The organism is Ponticoccus sp. (in: a-proteobacteria) (genome assembly GCF_048381735.1).
Map to the genome: position 1 here is coordinate 58,429 of NZ_JBLXGL010000001.1, position 19,667 is coordinate 78,095.

The 19,667-nt window shown below is 69.8% G+C and carries 14 protein-coding genes; 5 read left to right on the forward strand and 9 right to left on the reverse strand.

Annotation, left to right across the window (positions count from 1 at the left end):
* The first annotated feature begins 97 nt into the window (after positions 1-97).
* From ACN5KJ_RS00260 to ACN5KJ_RS00275, 4 genes are all read left to right on the forward strand, one after another.
* Positions 98-1,003, forward strand: a complete 906-nt coding sequence (locus ACN5KJ_RS00260; RefSeq protein WP_418591454.1) for a siderophore ABC transporter substrate-binding protein — start codon at positions 98-100, stop codon at positions 1,001-1,003.
* A gap of 4 nt (positions 1,004-1,007) precedes the next feature.
* Positions 1,008-1,940 (forward strand): iron chelate uptake ABC transporter family permease subunit, encoded by a 933-nt coding sequence (locus tag ACN5KJ_RS00265; protein ID WP_418591456.1) that lies wholly within the window; start codon positions 1,008-1,010, stop codon positions 1,938-1,940.
* 85 nt (positions 1,941-2,025) lie between these two features.
* Positions 2,026-2,946: an iron chelate uptake ABC transporter family permease subunit gene (locus ACN5KJ_RS00270; protein ID WP_418592213.1), complete on the forward strand. Its 921-nt coding sequence runs from the start codon at positions 2,026-2,028 to the stop codon at positions 2,944-2,946.
* Positions 2,943-3,698 (forward strand): ABC transporter ATP-binding protein, encoded by a 756-nt coding sequence (locus ACN5KJ_RS00275; RefSeq protein WP_418591458.1) that lies wholly within the window; start codon positions 2,943-2,945, stop codon positions 3,696-3,698. Before ACN5KJ_RS00270 ends, ACN5KJ_RS00275 begins: the two co-directional genes overlap by 4 nt.
* Positions 3,699-4,054: 356 nt before the next feature.
* On the opposite strand, the gene ACN5KJ_RS00280 is transcribed toward ACN5KJ_RS00275, so the two are convergent.
* The 5 genes from ACN5KJ_RS00280 to ACN5KJ_RS00300 form a co-directional block, all read right to left on the reverse strand.
* Entirely contained in the window at positions 4,055-5,005 is a 951-nt protein-coding gene (locus tag ACN5KJ_RS00280; protein ID WP_347167071.1) for an ABC transporter substrate-binding protein, read from the reverse strand.
* Between the two features lie 111 nt (positions 5,006-5,116).
* Positions 5,117-6,109, reverse strand: coding sequence for an ABC transporter permease (locus ACN5KJ_RS00285; RefSeq protein WP_418592214.1), 993 nt, complete (start codon positions 6,107-6,109; stop codon positions 5,117-5,119).
* Positions 6,110-6,332: 223 nt separating this feature from the next.
* Positions 6,333-7,832, reverse strand: a complete 1,500-nt coding sequence (locus ACN5KJ_RS00290; protein ID WP_418591460.1) for a sugar ABC transporter ATP-binding protein — start codon at positions 7,830-7,832, stop codon at positions 6,333-6,335.
* Entirely contained in the window at positions 7,829-8,986 is a 1,158-nt protein-coding gene (locus ACN5KJ_RS00295; RefSeq protein WP_418591462.1) for a Gfo/Idh/MocA family protein, read from the reverse strand. The genes ACN5KJ_RS00290 and ACN5KJ_RS00295 overlap by 4 nt, the downstream gene beginning before the upstream one ends.
* Entirely contained in the window at positions 8,983-10,041 is a 1,059-nt protein-coding gene (locus ACN5KJ_RS00300) for a sugar phosphate isomerase/epimerase family protein (protein ID WP_418591464.1), read from the reverse strand. The genes ACN5KJ_RS00295 and ACN5KJ_RS00300 overlap by 4 nt, the downstream gene beginning before the upstream one ends.
* Positions 10,042-10,195: 154 nt before the next feature.
* Here ACN5KJ_RS00300 and ACN5KJ_RS00305 point away from each other — a divergent pair, with 154 nt between their 5' ends.
* Positions 10,196-11,203, forward strand: a complete 1,008-nt coding sequence (locus ACN5KJ_RS00305) for a LacI family DNA-binding transcriptional regulator (protein ID WP_418591466.1) — start codon at positions 10,196-10,198, stop codon at positions 11,201-11,203.
* Between the two features lie 211 nt (positions 11,204-11,414).
* Here the strand turns inward: ACN5KJ_RS00305 and ACN5KJ_RS00310 are convergent, their stop codons facing one another.
* From ACN5KJ_RS00310 to ACN5KJ_RS00325, 4 genes are all read right to left on the reverse strand, one after another.
* Positions 11,415-12,446 (reverse strand): histone deacetylase family protein, encoded by a 1,032-nt coding sequence (locus ACN5KJ_RS00310; RefSeq protein WP_418591468.1) that lies wholly within the window; start codon positions 12,444-12,446, stop codon positions 11,415-11,417.
* A gap of 237 nt (positions 12,447-12,683) precedes the next feature.
* Entirely contained in the window at positions 12,684-13,562 is an 879-nt protein-coding gene (locus tag ACN5KJ_RS00315) for a transglutaminase family protein (protein ID WP_418591470.1), read from the reverse strand.
* Between the two features lie 3 nt (positions 13,563-13,565).
* A complete protein-coding gene (locus ACN5KJ_RS00320; RefSeq protein WP_418591472.1) occupies positions 13,566-15,974 on the reverse strand; it encodes a circularly permuted type 2 ATP-grasp protein in 2,409 nt (802 codons plus the stop codon).
* Position 15,975: 1 nt separating this feature from the next.
* Positions 15,976-19,443 carry a DUF2126 domain-containing protein gene (locus ACN5KJ_RS00325; protein WP_418591474.1) on the reverse strand — a complete coding sequence of 1,156 codons (3,468 nt, stop codon included), beginning with the start codon at positions 19,441-19,443 and terminating at the stop codon, positions 15,976-15,978.
* Positions 19,444-19,667 lie beyond the last annotated feature (224 nt).

A 19,667-nucleotide genomic window follows, 5' to 3' on the forward strand; every position in this document is an offset into this window, starting at 1 on the left:
GCGGCGGCGGATTGCAATCGTCTACCACCGGCGCGACATGCGAAGCCAACCCGAGCGGGCCAGCCACGCGCAGACATATGCCCTGAAAGGAGCACCCATGCGCACCCGCCTTCTTGCCGGCCTCGCCGCGCTGACCCTTGCCGCGCCGGTTCTGGCGCAGGACCTGACCGTCGAAACCGCCACCGGGCCGGTTCAGGTCGGCGCCAATCCCGAAACACTCGCGGTCTTCGACATTGCCGCGCTCGACACGCTGACCGCGCTTGGCGTGCCGGTCGCGGGAGTGCCGAACCCGGTCTACCTGTCCAGCCTGTCGGAGGTGGCGGCACAGGCGCAGGCCGTGGGCACGCTTTTCGAGCCGGATTTCGAGGCGCTGGCGGTGCTGCAGCCCGACCTGATCGTGGTCGGCGGGCGCTCGTCCGAGCAGCTGGGGCCGGTGTCGGACATCGCGCCTGCCATCGACATGACCCTCGGGGGCGACGACCTGCCGGGGCAGGCGCGCGCGCGCATCGCCGCCTATGGCGCCCTGTTCGGCAAGGAGGCCGAGGCCGAGTCGCTGACCGCCGATCTGGACGCCAAGGTTGCTGAGGCGAAAGAGGCGGTTGCAGGCAAGGGCAGCGGTCTGATCCTGCTGACCAATGGCGGCAAGATTTCCGTCTACGGCGCGGGCAGCCGCTTTGGCTGGCTGCACGGCGAGATCGGCCTGCCCGAGGCGGTCGACGGACTGGACGCCGAGAACCACGGCCAGCCGGTGTCCTTCGAGTTCCTCGCCGAGCACGATCCCGAGTGGCTGCTGGTGATCGACCGGGGCGCCGCCATCGGCGCCGAGGGCGAGGCTGCGGCGGCGACGCTGGACAACCCGCTGGTGGCCAAGACCACGGCGGCCCGCGAAGGGCAGATCGTCTACCTCGACGCCGCGCCGCTTTACATCGCCGCGGGGGGCGCCGGGGCGATGATGCACACGCTGGATCAGATCATCGCGGCCTTCGGCGCCTCCGAAGGCTGATCGCTTGCGGCCTTTCCTCTGCATCGCCGCGCTTGTGGCGCTGGTCGTCCTCAGCCTTGCGCTGGGGGCGGCGTCGCTGTCGCAGGACGGCGGCTGGCTGATCTGGGTCAGCCGCCTGCCGCGCACCGCCGCCGCGCTTCTGGCGGGGGCCGGGCTGGCGCTGGCGGGGGTGGTGGTGCAGCAGGTGGTGCAGAACCGGCTGGTGGAGCCCGCGCTGACCGGCACGCCCGAGGCGGCGATGCTGGGCCTGCTGGCGGTGACGCTGATCGCGCCCGGCATGGCGGTGGCGGGCAAGATGCTGGTCGCGGCGGCGGCGGCGCTGGCCGGGATGCTGGGCTTTCTGGCGCTGGCCGACCGGGTGCCGCGTCAGGACCCGATGCTCTTGCCCATCGTCGGGCTGATCTACGGCGGCATCCTCGGCGCCACCGCGACATGGTTCGCCTGGAGCGCGGACCTGATGCAGTACCTCGGCACCTGGCGGCTGGGAGAGTTCTCGGGCGTGGTGCAGGGCCGCTACGAATGGCTCTGGGCCGTGGCGGCGCTGGCGGTGCTGCTGTATGTGGTGGCGGACCGCATCACCATCCTCGGGCTGGGCGAGACGCAGGCGCGGTCGCTGGGGCTGAACTACGGGCGGACGCGGGCGCTGGGGCTTGTCGTGGTCTCGACCCTGACGGCGCTGGTGCTGGTGACGGTGGGGGTCTTCCCCTTTGTCGGGCTGGTGGCGCCCAACCTGATCTCGCGCTGGCGGGGCGACAACCTGCGCGCCAACCTCGGCGTCACGGCGCTGTTCGGAGCGGCGCTGGTGCTGGCCGCCGACGTATTGGGCCGCCTGATCCGCTACCCCTACGAGATCCCTGCGGCGACGGTCTTTGCCGTCTTCGGCGCGGGCGTCTTCCTCTGGCTTCTGCATGCAAGGCCGGGGCGGGCGCATGGCTGACCGGGGCATCGACACCGGGCAGGGGCACCTGCCACTGCCCGCCGAAGCGCCGGGGGCGTCGGGGTCAGCAGGCCGGCTTTGGGTCATGGCGGGCGTGCTGGCGGTCCTGTCGGCCCTCTTCCTGCTCTGGGGTCTGCGCGCGCCCTACGGGTTCATCCTTGAGCTGCGCGGGGGCAAGCTGGCGGCGCTGATCTGCGTCGGCGCGGCAACCGGCGCGGCAACGGTGCTGTTCCAGACCGTGGCGATGAACCGGCTGCTGACGCCGGGGATCGTGGGTTTCGACGCGCTCTTCGTGCTGATGCAGACCTTGCTGGTGGCGGCCCTGGGCGGCGTCGGGCTGGCGCAGGTGCCCGAGGCGCTGCGCCTTGTGCTTGAGACCGGGGTGCTGATGGCGGCGGCCATGGCGCTGTTTGGCGTGCTGCTGCGGCGCGATGCGGCGGATGTGACGCGGATGATCCTGACCGGCGTGATCCTCGGGGTGCTGCTGCGCGGGCTGTCCGAGATGGTGCAGCGCATGCTGGACCCGGCGGAGTTCTCGGTGGTGCAGCAGGCGGTCGTGGCCTCGTTCAACCGCGTCGACGGCGGGCAGATGGCCGTGGCGGGCGCGTTTCTGGCGCTGGCCATGGGGCTGGCGCTGCGGATGGCCCCGGCGCTGGACGTGGCCGGGCTGGGCCGGGCCACGGCGCGCGGGCTGGGGCTGAACCACGACCGGGTGGTGATGCGGGCGTTGGTGCTGATCGCGGCCATGGTGTCCGTCTCGACGGCGCTGGTCGGGCCGATCACCTTTCTTGGCCTTCTGGCGGCCAGCCTTGCGCGGCAGATCTGCGACACCCACCGGCACGCGGTGCTGATCCCGGCCTCGGCACTGATCGGCGCGGTGATCCTCGTGGCGGGGCAGGCGGTCTTCGAGCGGCTTCTGGGCATGCAATCGGCGCTGGCGGTGGTGGTGGAATTCTTCGGCGGGCTGGTCTTCCTCGCCCTCGTCTTGAGAAAGGTGCGGACATGATCCGGGTATCGGGACTGACCTACCGGGTCGGCGGCGCAGAGATCCTGCGCGGCCTCGACCTGACCATCCCCGAGGGCGGGATCACCGCCCTGATCGGCCCGAACGGGGCGGGCAAGTCGACACTGCTGCATTGCCTCTCGGGGCTGCTGCGGCCCTCTGGCGGGTCGGTGGCCCTGGGCGACATGGACCCGGTCACCGCAGAGCCCGAGGCCCGGGCGCGGCGCGTGGCGCTGTTGCAGCAATCGCCCACGGTGGTCAGCCGCCTGTCGGTCGCGGAACTGGTGAGCTTTGGCCGCTGGCCGCATCACCGGGGCCGCGTCAGCGACCACGACCGCCGCGTGGCGCGCGAGGCGCTGGCGGCCTTCGCCCTTGGCGATCTGGCGGACCGGCGGATCGAGACGCTGTCCGGCGGCCAGCGCCAGCGCGCCTTCGTGGCGATGACATGGGCGCAAGAGACGCCGTGGATGTTCCTCGACGAGCCGCTGAACGCGCTCGACCCCCGGCACGCGCGCGACCTGATGGCGCGGATGCACGCACTGTCGCGCGGGACCGGGCGCAGCATCGTGATCGTGCTGCACGATATCAACGCGGCGGCGGGCTGGGCCGACCGGGTGGTGGCGATGAAGGACGGCTGCGTGATGGCCGAGGGGGCGACAGAGGCGGTGCTGACCGGCCCCCGGCTGGGCGCGATCTTCGACACGCCTTTCGAGATCCTGCAACACGCCGGGCGGCCCGTGGTGGTGGCCCGCTAGGGCGGGGCATGGGCGGTGCCGGACGGGTCGGCCCCGCATGATGGCGGTGGCGCCGGATTGCGGCACGCGCGGGCTGGCGCCCGGTGGCGGGTGGCGCAATCGGAGCGGGGCAGCGCGCGGGTTTTTTGCGGTCCCGCCCCGGGCCGGGGTGGATGCCGCCCCGCCTCGGGCCGGGTTTCGTCGTTGCGCCGTGGGGACGCCGTCCAGTCGCAGGGCAGGGCACGTGGCCTCACCGGGCGGGGCCTCGTCCTGCCAGAGGGCAGGGCGCTGAGGCCCACCCTGCGACGTGCCGCACCCCCGGAACGGCAAAAGGGCGAGCCCGGGCCCGCCCTTCGCCTGTCACCCCTCGGACCCGATCAGAACGGGCTGTCCGGGAAGTAGAAGTTCTCGGCGTTTTCCGGCGTGATGATCTGGCTGCCGATGATGAAGCGGCCCGAGACCGGGGTGTCGGACACCAGACCCAGCGCCGTCAGCTCGATCGCGGTGGCGATCTGCGCGGGCGGGTAGGTCACATTGACCGGCAGCATCGGGTCCTTGTCCATGATGCGGGCGATGATCTCCTTCATGCCGGCGCCGCCGACGACCCACATCTCCTCGTTGCGACCGGCCTGCGAGATGGCTTCCAGCACGCCGATGGCCATGTCGTCGTCCGCCGCCCAGACCGCGTCGATGTCGTCGTACTTGGACAGGAAGTCCTGCATCACGTTGAAGGCGTCGTCGCGGTTCCAATTGCCGTGCTGCATGTCCAGCACGTTGATGCCAGAGCCCTCGATGGCGGCGGTGAAGGCATCCACGCGCTCGTTGTCCAGCGTCGTGGGAATGCCGCGCAGCACGACGATATTGTCGCCCTCGCCGAGGGTCTCGGCAAAGTACTCGCCCGCGGTGCGCCCGAAGCCCGGGTTGTCGCCCGCGACGTAAAGGTCTTCGATCCCTTCGACCGAGAGGCCGCGGTCGACGACCGTCACCCAGATGCCCTGTTCCTTGACGAATTGCACCGGCGCGGTCAGCGGCTCGGATTCGAAGGGCAGCACCACCAGCGCCGAGATATTGCGCGTGGCGACCATGTCCTCGATGTCGTTGACCATTTTTCCGGCGTCCCCCGCCGTGGCGAGCACGAAGTCGAGCTGCGGATAGGTCTCTTCGAGACGCTCGATGGCGGCCTGCGCGTGGTAGTTCAGGCCCCCCATGAAGCCATGCGTGGCCGAGGGGATGGCGACGCCGACGGTCATGGTCTCCTGCGCCAGCGCCGGGGTGGCGGTCAGCGCCAGCCCGAGGGCCGCGCCCTTGAAAAGCGTTCTGCGGTTCATGGTAGTCCTCCCTGATGTTCTGCCGGTTGCCCCGGCGGGTCGTATCGTTTGCCGATGGGGTCGGCGGGTCTTGTGTTGCGCCGGTTGCCCGGCGGGCCGTTCAGACGCCGGTCACTCGGCGCTCTTGCCCTGCCGCTGCAAGACGACGGCAAGGATGACGATGACGCCCTGGATCGTGCCGTTCAGGTAGGGCGAAACGATCGAGGCGAGGTTCAGGATATTGTCGATCAGGCTGAGGATCAGCACGCCGACCACGGTGCCCCAGACCCGACCGAAGCCACCCTTGAGCACGGTGCCGCCGATGATCACCGCGGCGATGGCCTCAAGCTCCCAGAGCACGCCGGTCGAGCCCGAGGCAGAGCCCAGGCGCGGCACGTACATGATGGTGGCCAGCCCCACGAGCCCGCCCAGCAGCACGTAGGTTGCCATGCGCACCCGGTCGACCTTGACGGCGGAATACTTCGCCACCTGCTCGTTGGCGCCAAGCGCCGCGCAGTGGCGCCCGAAGGGGGTCTTGCGCATGGCGATCTCGCCCAGGATCGCGACGAGGGCGAAGACGATGATCGGCCAGGCCACGCCGAGGATGCCGTCGTAATAGACCGGCCGGTAGAAGCTGCGCGCCGCGAAATCGAGGGACAGCGTGCCGCCGTCCGCCAGCCAGGTGGTCAGCGAGCGGTAAATGCCCATGGCGCCCAGCGTGACGATGAAGGGCTCGATCCCGACCTTGGCGATCAGCACCCCGTTCAAGAGCCCCGCCGCAAGGCCCGCCAGCAATGCCACGGCCATGCCGGCGGCGATCAGCGGCACGCCAATGCCAAGGCTGGGTATCAGCGCGTTCATGGCAAGGATCATGACCCCCGCGACGAAGGCCGCCATGGAGCCGACCGACAGGTCGATGCCGCCGCCGGTGATGACGAAGGTCATGCCCACGGCGATGATCCCGATGAAGGCAGAGCGCGCCAGCACATTGGTCACATTCGCCGCGCCGAGGAAATTCGAGTTCAGCGAGGCGCCAAGGATCACCAGCGCAATCAGCGCCAGCACCGGGCCCAGCGTGTGCAGCGAAAGGCGGCGGCGCGGCGCGGCCTCGGTTGTGGCGGTCATGTCGGTCATGAAATGGCTCCGGTGCGGGGCGTCGGTTGGCTCTGCGCCTGTGGCTGGCCGGGGAGAGAGGTATTTTTACCAAGAAGAAGCACAGGGGCGCTCTTCACGATCACCCGGCGTGGTTTGCGGTGGCGGGTTTCTTCTGTCTTGAAATATCCCGGGGAGCTGCGCAGCAGCGGGGCGGAGCCCCCATGGCGATGCATCTGCGGGCCCGTGTGACGGATCATGCGGCATCCCCCGAAAGCTCCCCCACGCCCATGGCGCGGCGCAGGATGGCGTCTTCGGTGATCTGGTCGCCTGTCAGTTCCCCGGCGATATGGCCGCGGGCCATGACCATGACGCGGTTCGCCAGACCGATGATTTCGGGCAGTTCCGAGGAGACGACGATGACGCTTTTTCCCTGCGTGGCCAGCGCGGCGATGAAGTCGTAGATCTGTTGCTTGGTGCCGATGTCGATGCCGCGGGTGGGCTCGTCGATGATGACGATCTGCGGCTCGGCCAGCATTGTCTTGGCCAAGAGCAGCTTCTGCTGGTTGCCGCCCGAGAGGCTGCCCGCCAGCATCGTGCGGTCCTTGGCGCGGATGTCGAATTCCCTGGTGGCCTGCGTCAGGGCGCGGTCCTCGGCGGGTTTGTCGATGAACAGGCGCCCGAAGCGGTCGAGCGCCAGAAGGGTCAGGTTCTCGGTCAGGTCCTTGCCCAGAAGCAGGCCCTTTTCCTTGCGGTCCTCGGTCAGGTAGACCAGCCCCGCCTCGCGCGCCGCCAGCACCGAGCCGGGTTTCAGCGGATTGCCGTTGATCGCGACCTGGCCGGTGACCGGGCGCAGGCCCGCGATGCCCTCCATCAGTTCCGTGCGGCCCGCGCCGACGAGACCGGCAAAGCCCAGCACCTCGCCGCGCCGCAACGTGAAGGAGGCGTTGCGGACATGGCCGGGGACGGTGAGGCCCTCGACGGTTAGCACGATGTCTTCCGAGGGCACGGGTTTCGCCGGGTAGAGGTCGGTCAGGTCGCGGCCCACCATGGCCTCTGCCATGGCGTGTTCGGTGAAGCCCCGGGCGGGGCGCGTGGTGATATGGGTGCCGTCGCGCAGCACGGTGACGCGGTCGGCGATGCGGGCGATCTCGTCCAGCTTGTGGCTGGTATAAAGTATCGCCGTCCCCTGCGCCTTCAGCCGCTCGATCTGCTTCAGCAGCACATCCGTTTCGCGGCCCGTCAGCACGGCGGTGGGTTCGTCCATGATCAGCACGCGGGCATTGCGCCCCAGCGCGCGGGCGATCTCGACCATCTGGCGGTTCGGCACCGACAGGTCGGCGACGCGGGCGCGCGGATCGACGGGGCATTCGAGCCGGGCCAGCCATTCGCGCGCCTGGGCCATCATGGCGCGGCTGTCGAGGAAGGGGCCGCGGCGTATCTCGCGGCCCAGAAAGAGGTTCTCCTCGACCGTCAGTTGCAGGGCGAGGTTGAACTCCTGATGGATCATCAGGATGCCCGCCGCCTCGGCCGCGCGCTGGTCGGCGAAGGTGACGGGGGTGCCGTCCAGTTCCAGCCCGCCGGTGGTGGGGGAGAGGTAGCCGCCGAGGATCTTCATCATCGTCGACTTGCCCGCGCCGTTCTCGCCGATCAGGGCGTGGATCTCGCCGGGCCGCAGGTCGAAGTCGACGCCGTGCAGCACCTCGATCGGGCCGAAGCTGCGGGTCACCCCCTTTGCGGCGAGGACGGCTGTCACAGCGTCACCCAGGCGGCGTCGCGTTTCGAGGACCGCACGCAGGCATCCACGAAGCGCACGCCCTCGACCCCGTCGTCGATCGTCGGGAAGAGCACGCCCTCGGGGACCGGATCGCCGGTGCGCGCCGCGCGGATGGCGGCGGCGGCTTCTGCGTAGATATTGGCGAAGGCCTCGTGGAAGCCCTCGGGGTGGCCCGGCGGGATGCGTGTCATGCGCCGGGACGCCTCGCAGGTCGCGGCGGAGGCGCGGGTTACCACCTGCGTCGTGCCGCCCAGCGGCGTGACGTGCAGCGCGTTGGGGTGCTCCTGCCGCCATTCGAGGCCGCCCTTGGTGCCGAAGACGCGCAGGCGCAGGTTGTTCTCTTGCCCTGCCGCGACCTGACTGCACCAGAGCGACCCGCGCGCGCCGCCCGCGAACCGCAGCAGCACCTGCGCGTTGTCATCCACGCGCCGCCCGGGGACGAAGCTTTGCAGGTCGGCAGCCAGCGCCTCGGGCTGCAACCCCGTCACGAAGCGGGCAAGGTTCCAGGCATGGGTGCCGATGTCGCCGGTCGACCCACCCGCGCCGGAGCGGGCCGGATCGGTGCGCCAGTCGGCCTGCTTGTTGTCGGGGTCCGGTTCCTCGGCCAGCCAGTCCTGCGCGTATTCCACCTGCACCAGCCGGATTTCCCCCAACGCGCCGGCTGCCACGCGGGCGCGGGCCTCGCGCACCATGGGGTAGCCGGTGTAGTTGTGGGTCAGGATGAAATGCGCCTGCGACGCATCCGCCGCGCGCTTCAGCCGCTTGGCGTCCGAGAGCGTCCCGGTCAGCGGTTTGTCGCAGATGACATGGATGCCGCGCCGCAGGAACTCGCGCGCGGCGGGCAGGTGCATGTGATTGGGCGTGACGATGGCCACCGCCTCGATGCCGTCCTTCAGCCGCGCCTCGCGCCGCGCCATCTGGGTGAAGTCGTCGTAGCTGCGGTCCTCGGGCAGCCCCAGCTCGGCGGCAGAGGCCCGCGCCTTCTCGGGCGTCGAGGACAGCGCCCCCGCGACCAGCCTGTAATGCCCGTCCATGCGCGCGGCGAGGCGGTGCACGGCGCCGATCAGCGCGCCCTGTCCGCCGCCCACCATGCCTAGGCGGATCGGTCCGGTGCGGTCCCTGAACTTGCTCATCTGTCCAGCCCCAGCATGCGGCGGTTGGCGGCGTCGTCGGTGCCGCCGTCCGCGAAGTCGTCGAAGGCGCGCGGTGTCACGCGGATGATGTGGTCGCGCACGAATTGCGCCCCCTCGCGGGCCCCGTCCTCGGGGTGCTTGAGGGCGCATTCCCACTCGACCACCGCCCAGCCGTCGAAATCCATCGCGGCGAGCTTCGAGAAGATCGCGCCGAAATCCACCTGCCCGTCGCCCAGCGAGCGGAACCGCCCGGCGCGGTTCACCCAGGACTGGAAACCGCCGTAGACGCCCTGCTTGGCGGTCGGGTTGAACTCGGCATCCTTGACGTGGAAGGCGCCGATGCGCTCGGCGTAGTTGTCGAGATGCGCCACGTAATCAAGGCATTGCAGCACGTAGTGGCTGGGATCATACAGCATCATGGCGCGGGCATGGTTGTCCACGCGCTCGAGGAACATCTCGTAGCTGACGCCGTCGTGCAGGTCCTCGCCCGGGTGGATCTCGTAACAAAGGTTCACGCCATGCGCGTCCGCCAGATCCAGCAGGGGGCGCCAGCGCTTGGCCAACTCGTCGAAGGCCGCCTCGACAAGGCCCGCAGGCCGCTGCGGCCATGGGTAGATGTAGGGCCATGCCAGCGCGCCCGAGAAGGTGGGCAGGGCGGCCAGGCCAAGGTTGGCCGAGGCGCGGATGGCCTTTTCCACCTGATCCACGGCCCAGGCCTGCCGGGCGGCGGGGTTGCCGCGCACCTCGGGCGCCGCGAAGCCGTCGAAAGCCTCGTCATAGGCCGGGTGCACGGCGACAAGCTGGCCCTGAAGATGCGTCGACAGCTCGGTCACGGTGACGCCGTTCTCGCGCGCCTTGCCGGCCCAGTCCTCGCAGTAGGTCTTGCTTTCGGCGGCCTGTGCAAGGTCGATCAGCCGGGCGTCCCAGCTGGGCACCTGCACGCCCTCGTAACCGCAACCGGCGGCCCATGTGGTGATGCCGTCCCAGCTGTCGAAGGGCGCGTCATCGCCCGCGAACTGCGCCAGAAACAGCGCAGGGCCCTTGATGGTCTTCAAGATGTCCTCCCATGGCCGGTTGCCCGGCTCTTCGTGACGCCGCGTCTCCCCTCGCGGTGGTCATGAAATCGTTTACATAGGAGCCTGACAAAGGTTGCAATCGTTTACAAGAGAAATTTTACGGGCCATTGTGGAGCACCGCGAAAGGATGTCGATGGACCGCAGAACCGCCACGATTCAGGATGTTGCCCGCGTGGCGGGGGTGTCGACCGCCACCGTCAGCCGGACCCTGTCGAAGCCCGCGGTGGTGACGAAGGCGACACGGGACGCGGTGCTGAGCGCCGTGGCCGAGACCGGCTACCGCGTGAACACCACGGCCTCGAACCTGCGGCGCCAGCGCACCGGCTCGGTGATCGTGCTGCTGCCCAATATCGCCAATCCCTTCTTCGCGCAGATCCTCGCGGGGCTGTCCTCGGTCCTGACGCCCGCCGAATACGGCATGCTGATCGCCGACACGCAGTCCGGGCCCGACGCCGATGCGCGGCTGGCGCATTACCTCGCTTCGGGGCAGGCGGACGGGCTGGTGCTGCTGGACGGCACGCTGTCGGCGGAGGTGCTGGCCAGCCCCGCGCGCCCGCCCATCGTCATGGCCTGCGAATGGATGGGCAGCACGCTGCCCTCGGTCCGGGTCGAGAACGCCCGCGGCGGCGCGCTGGCGGTGGGCCACCTTGCAGAGCTGGGGCATCGCCGCATCGGCCATGTGACCGGCCCGCCGGACAATGTGCTGACGCAGACCCGGCTGGCGGGCTTTTCCGACGCGCTCCGCGCGCTCGGCCTGCCGCAGAACCCCGCCTGGGTGCTCGAAGGCGATTTCACCATGGACAGCGGCGCCGCCGCCGCCCGGGCCTGGCTGGCGCTGACGGACCGTCCGACCGGGCTGTTCCTGTCCTCGGACGAGATGGCCACCGGCTTTATCGGAGAGGTCCAGCGCGCGGGCCTGAACGTGCCGGGCGACGTCTCTGTCGTGGGCTTCGACAATATCGAGATCGCCCAGCACCTCGCACCGGGCCTGACCACCATCCGCCAGCCGCGCACGCAGATCGGCGTGCGCGCCGCCGAACTGCTTCTGACCATGATCGAAAGCAACAGCCGCGACGCGCCTTCGGAGATCATCGCGGTCGAACTCATCCGCCGCGGCAGCGCCGGCCCGCCGCCGGGCTGACCCACGCCGCCATCAAGGCGCGCGCATGTCTTCTTCGGTCCCGCAAATACCGCGGGGGGAGGGCGCAGCCCGGGGGGCAGAGCCCCCTTTTGCCGCTCACAGGGCAGAGCCAGCCCATGGCTTCGAGAGGGCCGCGCCCCGCCTCGCCGTTCCGGGAAGGCACATCCGCCGCAACCCTTCCTCGCAACAGGTCTGCGTCCCGGCCCGGCCTTCAGCCCGCGCCGGGCGCCATGACCCCCGAGAGGAAGGCCTCCAGCGCGGTTGTCAGGTCGGGCGAGAGATAGCCGCCTTCCTGCACGATCACCGCGGGCAGACCGCTCCCGGCGATCAGCCGCCCGGCGCGGCGAAAGCCGTCGAAGGTGATCTTCATGCCCTGCAGCGGGTCGTTTTCATGCGCGTCCAGCCCGAGGCTGACCACAAGGGCGCCCGGGGCGAAATCCGCCACGCGCGCCAGCCCGGCCTCGATGGCGGCGATCCAGGCGTCGTCCCGGGTCGTGCGGGGCAGCGGCAGGTTCAGGTTGAACCCCGCTCCGGCGCCGGTGCCGGTCTCTTCGGCGTAGCCGGTGAAGAAGGGGTAATAGGCGCGGGTCTCGGCATGGACCGAGAGGGTCAGCACGTCGCTTCGGTCGTAGAAGATCTCCTGCGTGCCATTGCCGTGATGCACGTCGATGTCCAGCACCGCGACCCGGTCGTGTGCGCGGCGAAGATGCGCTGCGGCGATGGCCGAGACGTTCAGCAGGCAGTGCCCGGCGGCCACCTCGGCCCCGGTGTGGTGGCCCGGCGGGCGGCACAGCGCATAGGCGGCGGGGGCGCCCGCCAGCACCGCCTCGGCGGCGGCCACCGCGCAATCGGCGGCGCGGCAGGTGGCCTGCCAGCTTTCCGGCCCGATGGGGGCAGAGGTGTCGCCCATGTGCCAGCCCGCCCGCGCCACGACGCTGTCGGGGTAGGTCAGCGGCGCGCCGCGCGGAAAGACATTGGCCACTACCTCGGGCCCGGCGCCGGGCAGGCGCTGCCACTCGGCCCAGGCGGTTTCGAGGAAGGCCAGGAAGCGCTTCGTGTGCACCGCCTCCAGCACGCTGCGCGGCGCCGACGGAGGCGAGGCCGTGGCAAGCCCCAGCCGGTCCAGCCCGGCCAGAAGCAGGCGCGCGCGCTCTGCCTGTTCGGCATTGCGGGCGACGGCGCCATGGGACAGGCGGAAGATCGGATCGTGGGCCTCTGTCTCGGGGGCATAGAAACAGTGCATCGGGGCAGGGGTCCTTTGGCTGGGCGTCCGGGTGAGGGTTTCGTGCCCGCGCCCGGCTGTCAAGCGGTCCGGGCGGAAGGCGCAGACCCATCCGGCGCCCGGTCCGGGACCGCAGGGCAGCCCCTGCGGAAGGCCCGGCGGCGCGTGCGGGGAACGGCCTTCGAAGGCCGTTCAAAGCCGGTTCGAACCGGCTTTCGCCGCCGCAGGCATCGCAGCGGCGCGGGGAGGCCGGCCGATCTAGACCGGCACGACGTCGACGTGATGCCGGGTGTCGTGTGCGCCCGCGCTGGTCAGGGTGCCGCGCACCGGGGCGACATCGGCATAGTCGCGCCCCAGCGCCACCATCACGTGATCGGTGCCCACGCGCATGTCGTTCGTGGGGTCGATCTGTACCCAGCCCAGCTCTGTTCCGCACCAGGCGCGGACCCAGGCGTGCATGGCGTCGGCGCCTTCCAGCCGGGGCTTTCCCTCGGGCGGCACGGTGCGCAGAAAGCCCGAGACGTAGCCCGCCGGGATGCCGACCGCGCGCAGCGCCGCGATGGTGACATGGCTGATGTCCTGACAGACGCCCCGGCGGTTGCGGAAGGCCTCGGCGGGGTCGGTGCGCACGTCCGTCGCCGTCGGGTCGAAGTCGAACTCGGCGTGCATCTGCCGCGAGATCGCCTGGACCGCCGTCAGCGCCGACATCGCCGGAGCGGTCACGGCGCGGGCAAAGGCGGTGATCTCGGGCACCGGCTGCACGCGCTCGGATGCGCCGATGAAATGATGCGGGGCACCCGGCCCGAGGTCGCCGATCTCCGCCATCTCCTGGCCAAGGGCTGCCAGCGGGCAGGACAGGTCGAGCCCCTCGGGGACGCCTATGCGTTCCACCCGCCCGCTGTAGCGGAAGGTCAGCCGGTCCGTCGGCGCGTCATGGGCGACCTCGCAGATCGCATTGCCGAAGAAATCCGTCCAGTCGCGGCGCGTCGCCGGGGCCGGGTCGATGGTCAGCAGGCCCGACACCAGCCGCTGGTCGGGCCGGTTCAGCGGCTGCATCCGCAGCAGCGTCCGGGCCGAGCGCGCCGGGTTCTGGTAGCGGTAGTGGATCGCGAGGGTGATGTCGTAGAGCTGGGACATGGCTCAGCTCAGGTACTGCGCGGTGATGCTGTCCGAGATCGCCCAAAGCTCGGACCGCAGGGTCAGGAAATCATCGGTGCCCAGGGTCTCGGGCGAGGCGACGGACAGGTCGGTGTGCAGCGTCAGGAGGGCCCGCGCCACCGGGCTGAGCTGGGTGGTGAACTGCCGGTGCGGCAGGGCAAGCTGTTGTGCGCGCAAGAGGTTCACCTGAAAGACCAGAGAGATCGGGTTTTCCGGGTCCAGCGCCAGCAGGTCGATCAGCGTGTTGCGGTTGATCTCGACCGAGTAGCGGCGGCGGTGGGTCATGACGCTGTCGCCGATCTCGATGCACAGGTCGTAGCTGCCCTGCGGCGCCTCGGGCGTGGCGAAGCGGTGCAGCAGGCTGCACATCTGGATGCCGCGTTCCACGGCCCGGCCCATGGTCATGAAGCGCCAGCCCGAGAAGCGGAACATGTTGTCGTTCGAGATTCCCGCGAAGGCCGCGAGGATGCGCAGCAGGCGCCCCATGTTGCGGGCGGTCTCTTCGCCGGGGCGGCTGTCCTTGGCGATGCGGCGGACCTCGTGCGAGAGGTCGTCGAGCGCGTGCAGACCGTCGTCGGAAAAGCGGTCGCGTACCTTGCCGGCGCAGAAGCCGGTGGCATCCATCAGGGCCAGCAGGGAGGCCGGCACCGGCTGGGTCGCCGGGTCCGGGGCCTTGCCGAAGGTGGCGAGGTGTTTGCCCAGCTCGCGCATCATTGGCATCGGCGTCGGACCCGCGGTTTCCAGCCGCAGGTGATAGGCGCGCAGCGCGCGGATCTGCGCGTTGGCCCGCTCGACGTAGCGGCCCAGCCAGTACAGGTTATCGGCGGCGCGCGCGGGCAGGCGGCCCGGCATCCGGCGGATGAACGGCCCCTTGCGCGTCGCCACCAGCGAGTCGAAATCGGCGGGTTTCCCGCCCGTCACCCAGACGTCCGAGACCGATCCCCCCGCCTGCATGGCCAGCGCAGTGGGGTCCTCGGTCTTGCCGATGCGGGCGTAGCCGCCGGGCATGACGGTCCAGCCCTGCGGCGTGCGCACGGCGAAGACGCGCACCACCATCGGGCGCGGCACAAGCTGGCCGTCGATCATGGCGGGCGTCGTCGACAGGGTCACCGCCTGCTGCGCCACCAGATCGTGGCCTTCGGCGTCCAGCCATTGACGCACCGGCGGGTGCGCCGAAGAGCGGAACCTGCCGCCAAGCGCCGTGGCGCTGTCGATGTCGAAGGGCAGCTGCGTGGACATCGCGCGCCCGATCATCATCTTCTCGAAATTCTCGCGGACGTAGGACAGCTCCTTGTCCTGGCCGCACCACCAGGTTGCGATATTGGGCAGCGCCAGCGGCGCACCGGTCAGGGCCTGCGCGATGCGCGGCAGGAAGGCCATCAGCGCCCGTGCCTCCAGCACTCCCGACCCCAGCGCGTTGAGCATCGACACCGAGCGGTTGCGCAGCGTGCCGACAAGGCCGGGCGTGCCAAGCGCCGAGGTCTCGTCCAGTTCCAGCGGGTCGGCGGAACGCGAGTCGAGCCTGCGCCAGAGCACGCTGACCGGTTCCAGCCCGTTGATGGTGCGCACCATCAGGCGCCCGTCGACGGCGCGCAGATCCTCGCATTCCAGCAGCAGAAAGCCGAGGTAGCGCGCGATATAGGCGTGTTCGAAATAGGTGTCGGTGTGCTGCCCCGGTGTCAGGATCGCCACGCGCCCCTCGCCGCTCTGCCGCAGCGCGTTCATGGCATCGCGGAATTCGCGGAAGAACCCGGCAAGGCGGCGGACGTTGGCGTCGGGCATGAAGTCGTGGAAGATCCGCGCCGTGGCCATGCGGTTTTCCAGCGCGAAGCCCGCGCCGGATGGCGCCTGCGTGCGATCGCCCAGCACCAGCCAGCCGCCGTCCGGCGAGCGCCCGACCTCGAAGGCCAGCACGTGCAGGTAATGCCCGTCGCGCGGCTGCACGCCCACCATGGGGCGCAGCCATTCCGGGTTCGAGGCCACCAGCGAGGCGGGCAGCAGCCCGCGCCGCACCAGGTCGCCGGGGCCGTAGAGGTCGGCCATGACCTTTTCCAGCACCTCGGCGCGCTGCGCCAGCCCGGCGGCGAGCGTATCCCACTCTTCCTCGGCGATGATCACCGGCAGGTGGCTCAGCGGCCAGTTGCGCACCGTCGAGCCCTCGGCGGTGTAGTGGCGGAAGTAGACGCCCGCATCCCGCAGGTACTGGTCGCCGCGGGCGAAATCCTGCGCGATATCGGCCGGGTCGTGGCGCGCAAGGTGGGTGATCAGCGGCTCCCAGCCCGGGCGGATGCTGCCATCGGCCCGCAGAAGCTCGTCCGCCACGCCCTCGGGCGGGTGGTAGCTTTCCAGAAGCGCGTCCAGCCCCTCGTCCAGGGTGGCGGGTTCGTCCATCTCAGATCCCCGGTGCCCGGCGCAGGTCCAGAGTCATCGGGAATTCCGGGTGCCTCTGTTCCGGTGCCGGCCAGAAGCTGCCGGGCGTGTGGCCGAACTTCTCGAAGCGGGCAAGGCGGCGGGCATCGGCCTCGTTGGTGTTGACAGGGAAGGTGTCGTAGCTGCGCCCGCCCGGATGGGCCGCGTGATAGGTGCAGCCGCCGATGGACCGCCCGGCGTAGGTGTCGAAGATGTCGAACACCAAGGGCGCGTTGATCGGCAGCACCGGGTGCAGCGCATCGGCGGGTTGCCAGGCCTTGAAGCGCAGGCCGCCCACCTTGACGCCGCTTTCGCCGGTATCGGTCAGGGGCACGGCGCGCCGGTTGCAGGTCACGATATAGCGGTCGGGGTTCAGCGTGGTCAGCTGCACCTGCATGCGTTCCACCGAGCTGTCGGTGTAGCGCACCGTCCCGCCGATGGCGCCGCGTTCGCCCAGCACGTGCCAGGGCTCCAGCGCCTGATTGATCTGAAGGTGCACGCCCTGATACTCGACCTCTCCGGCGAAGGGGAAGCGGAACTCTTTCTGGGCCTCGTACCATTCCGGGCGGAAGTCGTAGCCGTGATCGCCAAGGTCGCGCAGCACGTCCATGAAGTCGGCCCAGACAAAATGCGGCAGCATGAAGCGGTCGTGCAGCTGCGTGCCCCAGCGCACCGGCTTGCCCTTGATCGGGGCTTTCCAGAAGCGCGCGATCAGCGCCCGGATCAGCAGTTGCTGGGCCAGCGACATGCGCGCGTCGGGCGGCATCTCGAAGCCGCGGAACTCGACCAGACCCAGCCGCCCGGTGGGGCCGTCGGGTGAGAACAGCTTGTCGATGCAGATCTCGGCGCGGTGGGTGTTACCGGTGACGTCGATCAGGATGTTGCGCAGCAGGCGGTCCACCAGCCAAGGCTGCGGCTGGGGCGCGTCGTCGCCCGGGTCGGGGATCTGCGACAGCGCGATTTCCAACTCGTAGAGGCTGTCGTGGCGGGCCTCGTCGATGCGCGGTGCCTGCGAGGTTGGCCCGATGAACATGCCGCTGAAGAGGTAGCTGAGCGAGGGATGCCGTTGCCAGTACAGGATCAGCGAGCGCAGCAGGTCGGGCCTGCGCAGGAAGGGCGAGTCGCCCGGCGTCTGGCCGCCCACGACGACGTGGTTGCCGCCGCCGGTGCCGGTGTGGCGCCCGTCGATCATGAACTTGTCGGCGCCAAGACGGCTTTGCCGGGCCTCCTCGTAGACGCCATTGGTGATTGCGACGCAGTCCTCCCAGCTTGCGGCGGGGTGGACGTTGACCTCGATCACGCCGGGGTCGGGGGCCACGCGGATCACGTTCAGGCGCGGGTCCTGCGGGGGCGCGTAGCCCTCGATGTGGATCGGCAGGCCAAGCTCTTCGGCGGTGGTCTCGGCGGCGGCGATCAGGTCGAGGTAATCCTCGAGCGTCTCGACCGGCGGCATGAACAGACACAGCCGTCCGTCGCGCGGCTCGATGGCGATGGCGGTGCGCACGGGGCCTTCGAAGGGGTCGAAGTGCTGCTGCTGCACCTCTTGCCGCTCTCCCAGCTCGCGCGCGGCACTGACGGGCTGGCTGCGGCCCGGGGTCTGCTCGGGTTCGACCAGCTTGCCCTTGTCCTTGCCGCCCTTGCCCTTCTTCTTCCCCTTCTTGCCCGCCTTGCCGGCAGCCTCTTCGGAGGCGATGCGTTCCAGTTCCTCCAGCAGGGCGCGGCGGCGTTCGGCGATCTCGGCGTGGAAATCGGGCAGATCCTCGCGCGGGACGGTGGGATCGGCGGGGTAGGTATAGGGATAGGACGAGGGCGGCACGTAGGGCAGGGTGCCCAGCGGCAGGCGGAAGCCCACGGGGCTGTCGCCGGGGATCAGGTACAGGTGCCCGCGCCGGGTCTGCCACTTCTCGGACCGCCAGCGGCGGCCCAATGCCTTGGACTGCCAGCGCTGGATCGGCAGCACGAAGCCAGAGGCCGTGGTCAACCCCCGCTCGAAGACCCGCGCGATGCGCGCCCGCGCCTCGGGGTCCTTCAGGCGCGAGTCCTCGGGCGTGACGTTCAGCGGCAGTTCGGCCTCTTTCAGGATCCACTCCGCCGGGTCCTCGTAGGCGGGCAGGGTGTAGTCCTCCTCCAGCCCGAGGTTGCCCGCGAAGGCCTTCATGAACTGCCCCGCCTGTTCGGCAGTGGCGTCCCTGGCGGTCTCGCGGGCGATCAGCGCAGGGTTCTTCCAGACCGGCTGGCCGTCGCGGCGCCAGAACAGCGAGAAGGTCCAGCGCGGCAGGGTCTCGCCCGGATACCACTTGCCCTGACCGTAATGCAGGAAACCGCCGGGCGCGAAGCAGTCGCGCAAGCGGCGGATCAGGTCGTCGGCCAGCCCGCGCTTCATCGGGCCGACGGCGGCGGTGTTCCACTCGCTGCTCTCGAAGTCGTCGATCGACACGAAGGTCGGCTCGCCACCCATGGTCAGGCGCATGTCAGCCTCGGCCATCTCGGCATCGACCTTTTGCCCCAGCGCATCCAGCGCCTGCCAGCTTTCCTCGGAAAAGGGCTTGGTGATGCGCGGGTGTTCGGCGACGCGGGTGACCGTCATGGCGAAGTCGAAGTCGGTCCTGGTGTCCTTGTGCCCGGAAAAGCCGCCGACGATGGGGGCTGCGTTGGAATAATGCGGCGTGGCGGCCAGCGGGATATGGCTTTCGCCGGTCAGCAGGCCCGAGGTCGGGTCCAGGCCCACCCAGCCCGCGCCGGGCAGGTAGACCTCGCACCAGGCGTGCAGGTCGGTGAAGTCGTGGTCGGTGCCAGAGGGGCCGTCCAGCGCGTCCAGATCCGGCTTCAGCTGGATCAGGTAGCCCGAGACGAAGCGCGTGGCGAAGCCCAAATGCCGCAAGAGGTGGATCAGCAGCCAGGATGTGTCGCGGCACGACCCCGACCCCTTCGCCAGCGTCTCTTCCGGCGTCTGCACGCCCGGTTCCATGCGGATCAGGTAGTCGATGTGCTGTTCGAGCTTGGCGTTCACCTCGACAAGGAAATCGACCGTGCCCATGGTCTTGCGCGGGATGCCCTTGAGGTAGGTCTGGAAGGTCGGGCCGAACTCTTCGGTCTTGCGGTAGACCGCAAGGTCGCCCGCGATCTCTTCGGGGTAGGTGAAGGGCCAGTCCTTCGCCACGTCCTCGAGGAAGAAGTCGAAGGGGTTGTAGACGGTCATGTCCGCGACCAGATCGACCTCGATCCGGAATTCGGTCACCGGCTCGGGAAAGACGAAACGCGCCAGCCAGTTGCCGTAGATGTCCTGCTGGTGATTGACGAAATGCCCCTCTGGGCCGACCTTCAGCGAATGCGAGATGACGCGGGTGCGCGAATGCGGCGCCGGTCGCAGGCGGATGATCTGCGGGCTCAGCGTGACCGGGCGGTCGTACTTGTAATGCGTCAGGTGGCGAATGCTTGCAGTGATGGCCATCGGATGTCCGTTTCTCCTGTCCCCCAAGGATAGAGCGCGGAAGGGGGCCTGTGTAAACCCGCAGGGCAGGGGCGGTGCGGCGAGACCGGCCCCCGGGCAGGCAGGCGGGCGAGCCCGATGCCTGTTTCTTGTGCAGGCGGGGCGGCCGGTGTCCCGGGCGGTCGTGGCGGCCTTGCGCGACGGGGCCGGAACGGCCTTCCTCTCGACCCCGAATGTCGCGCTGC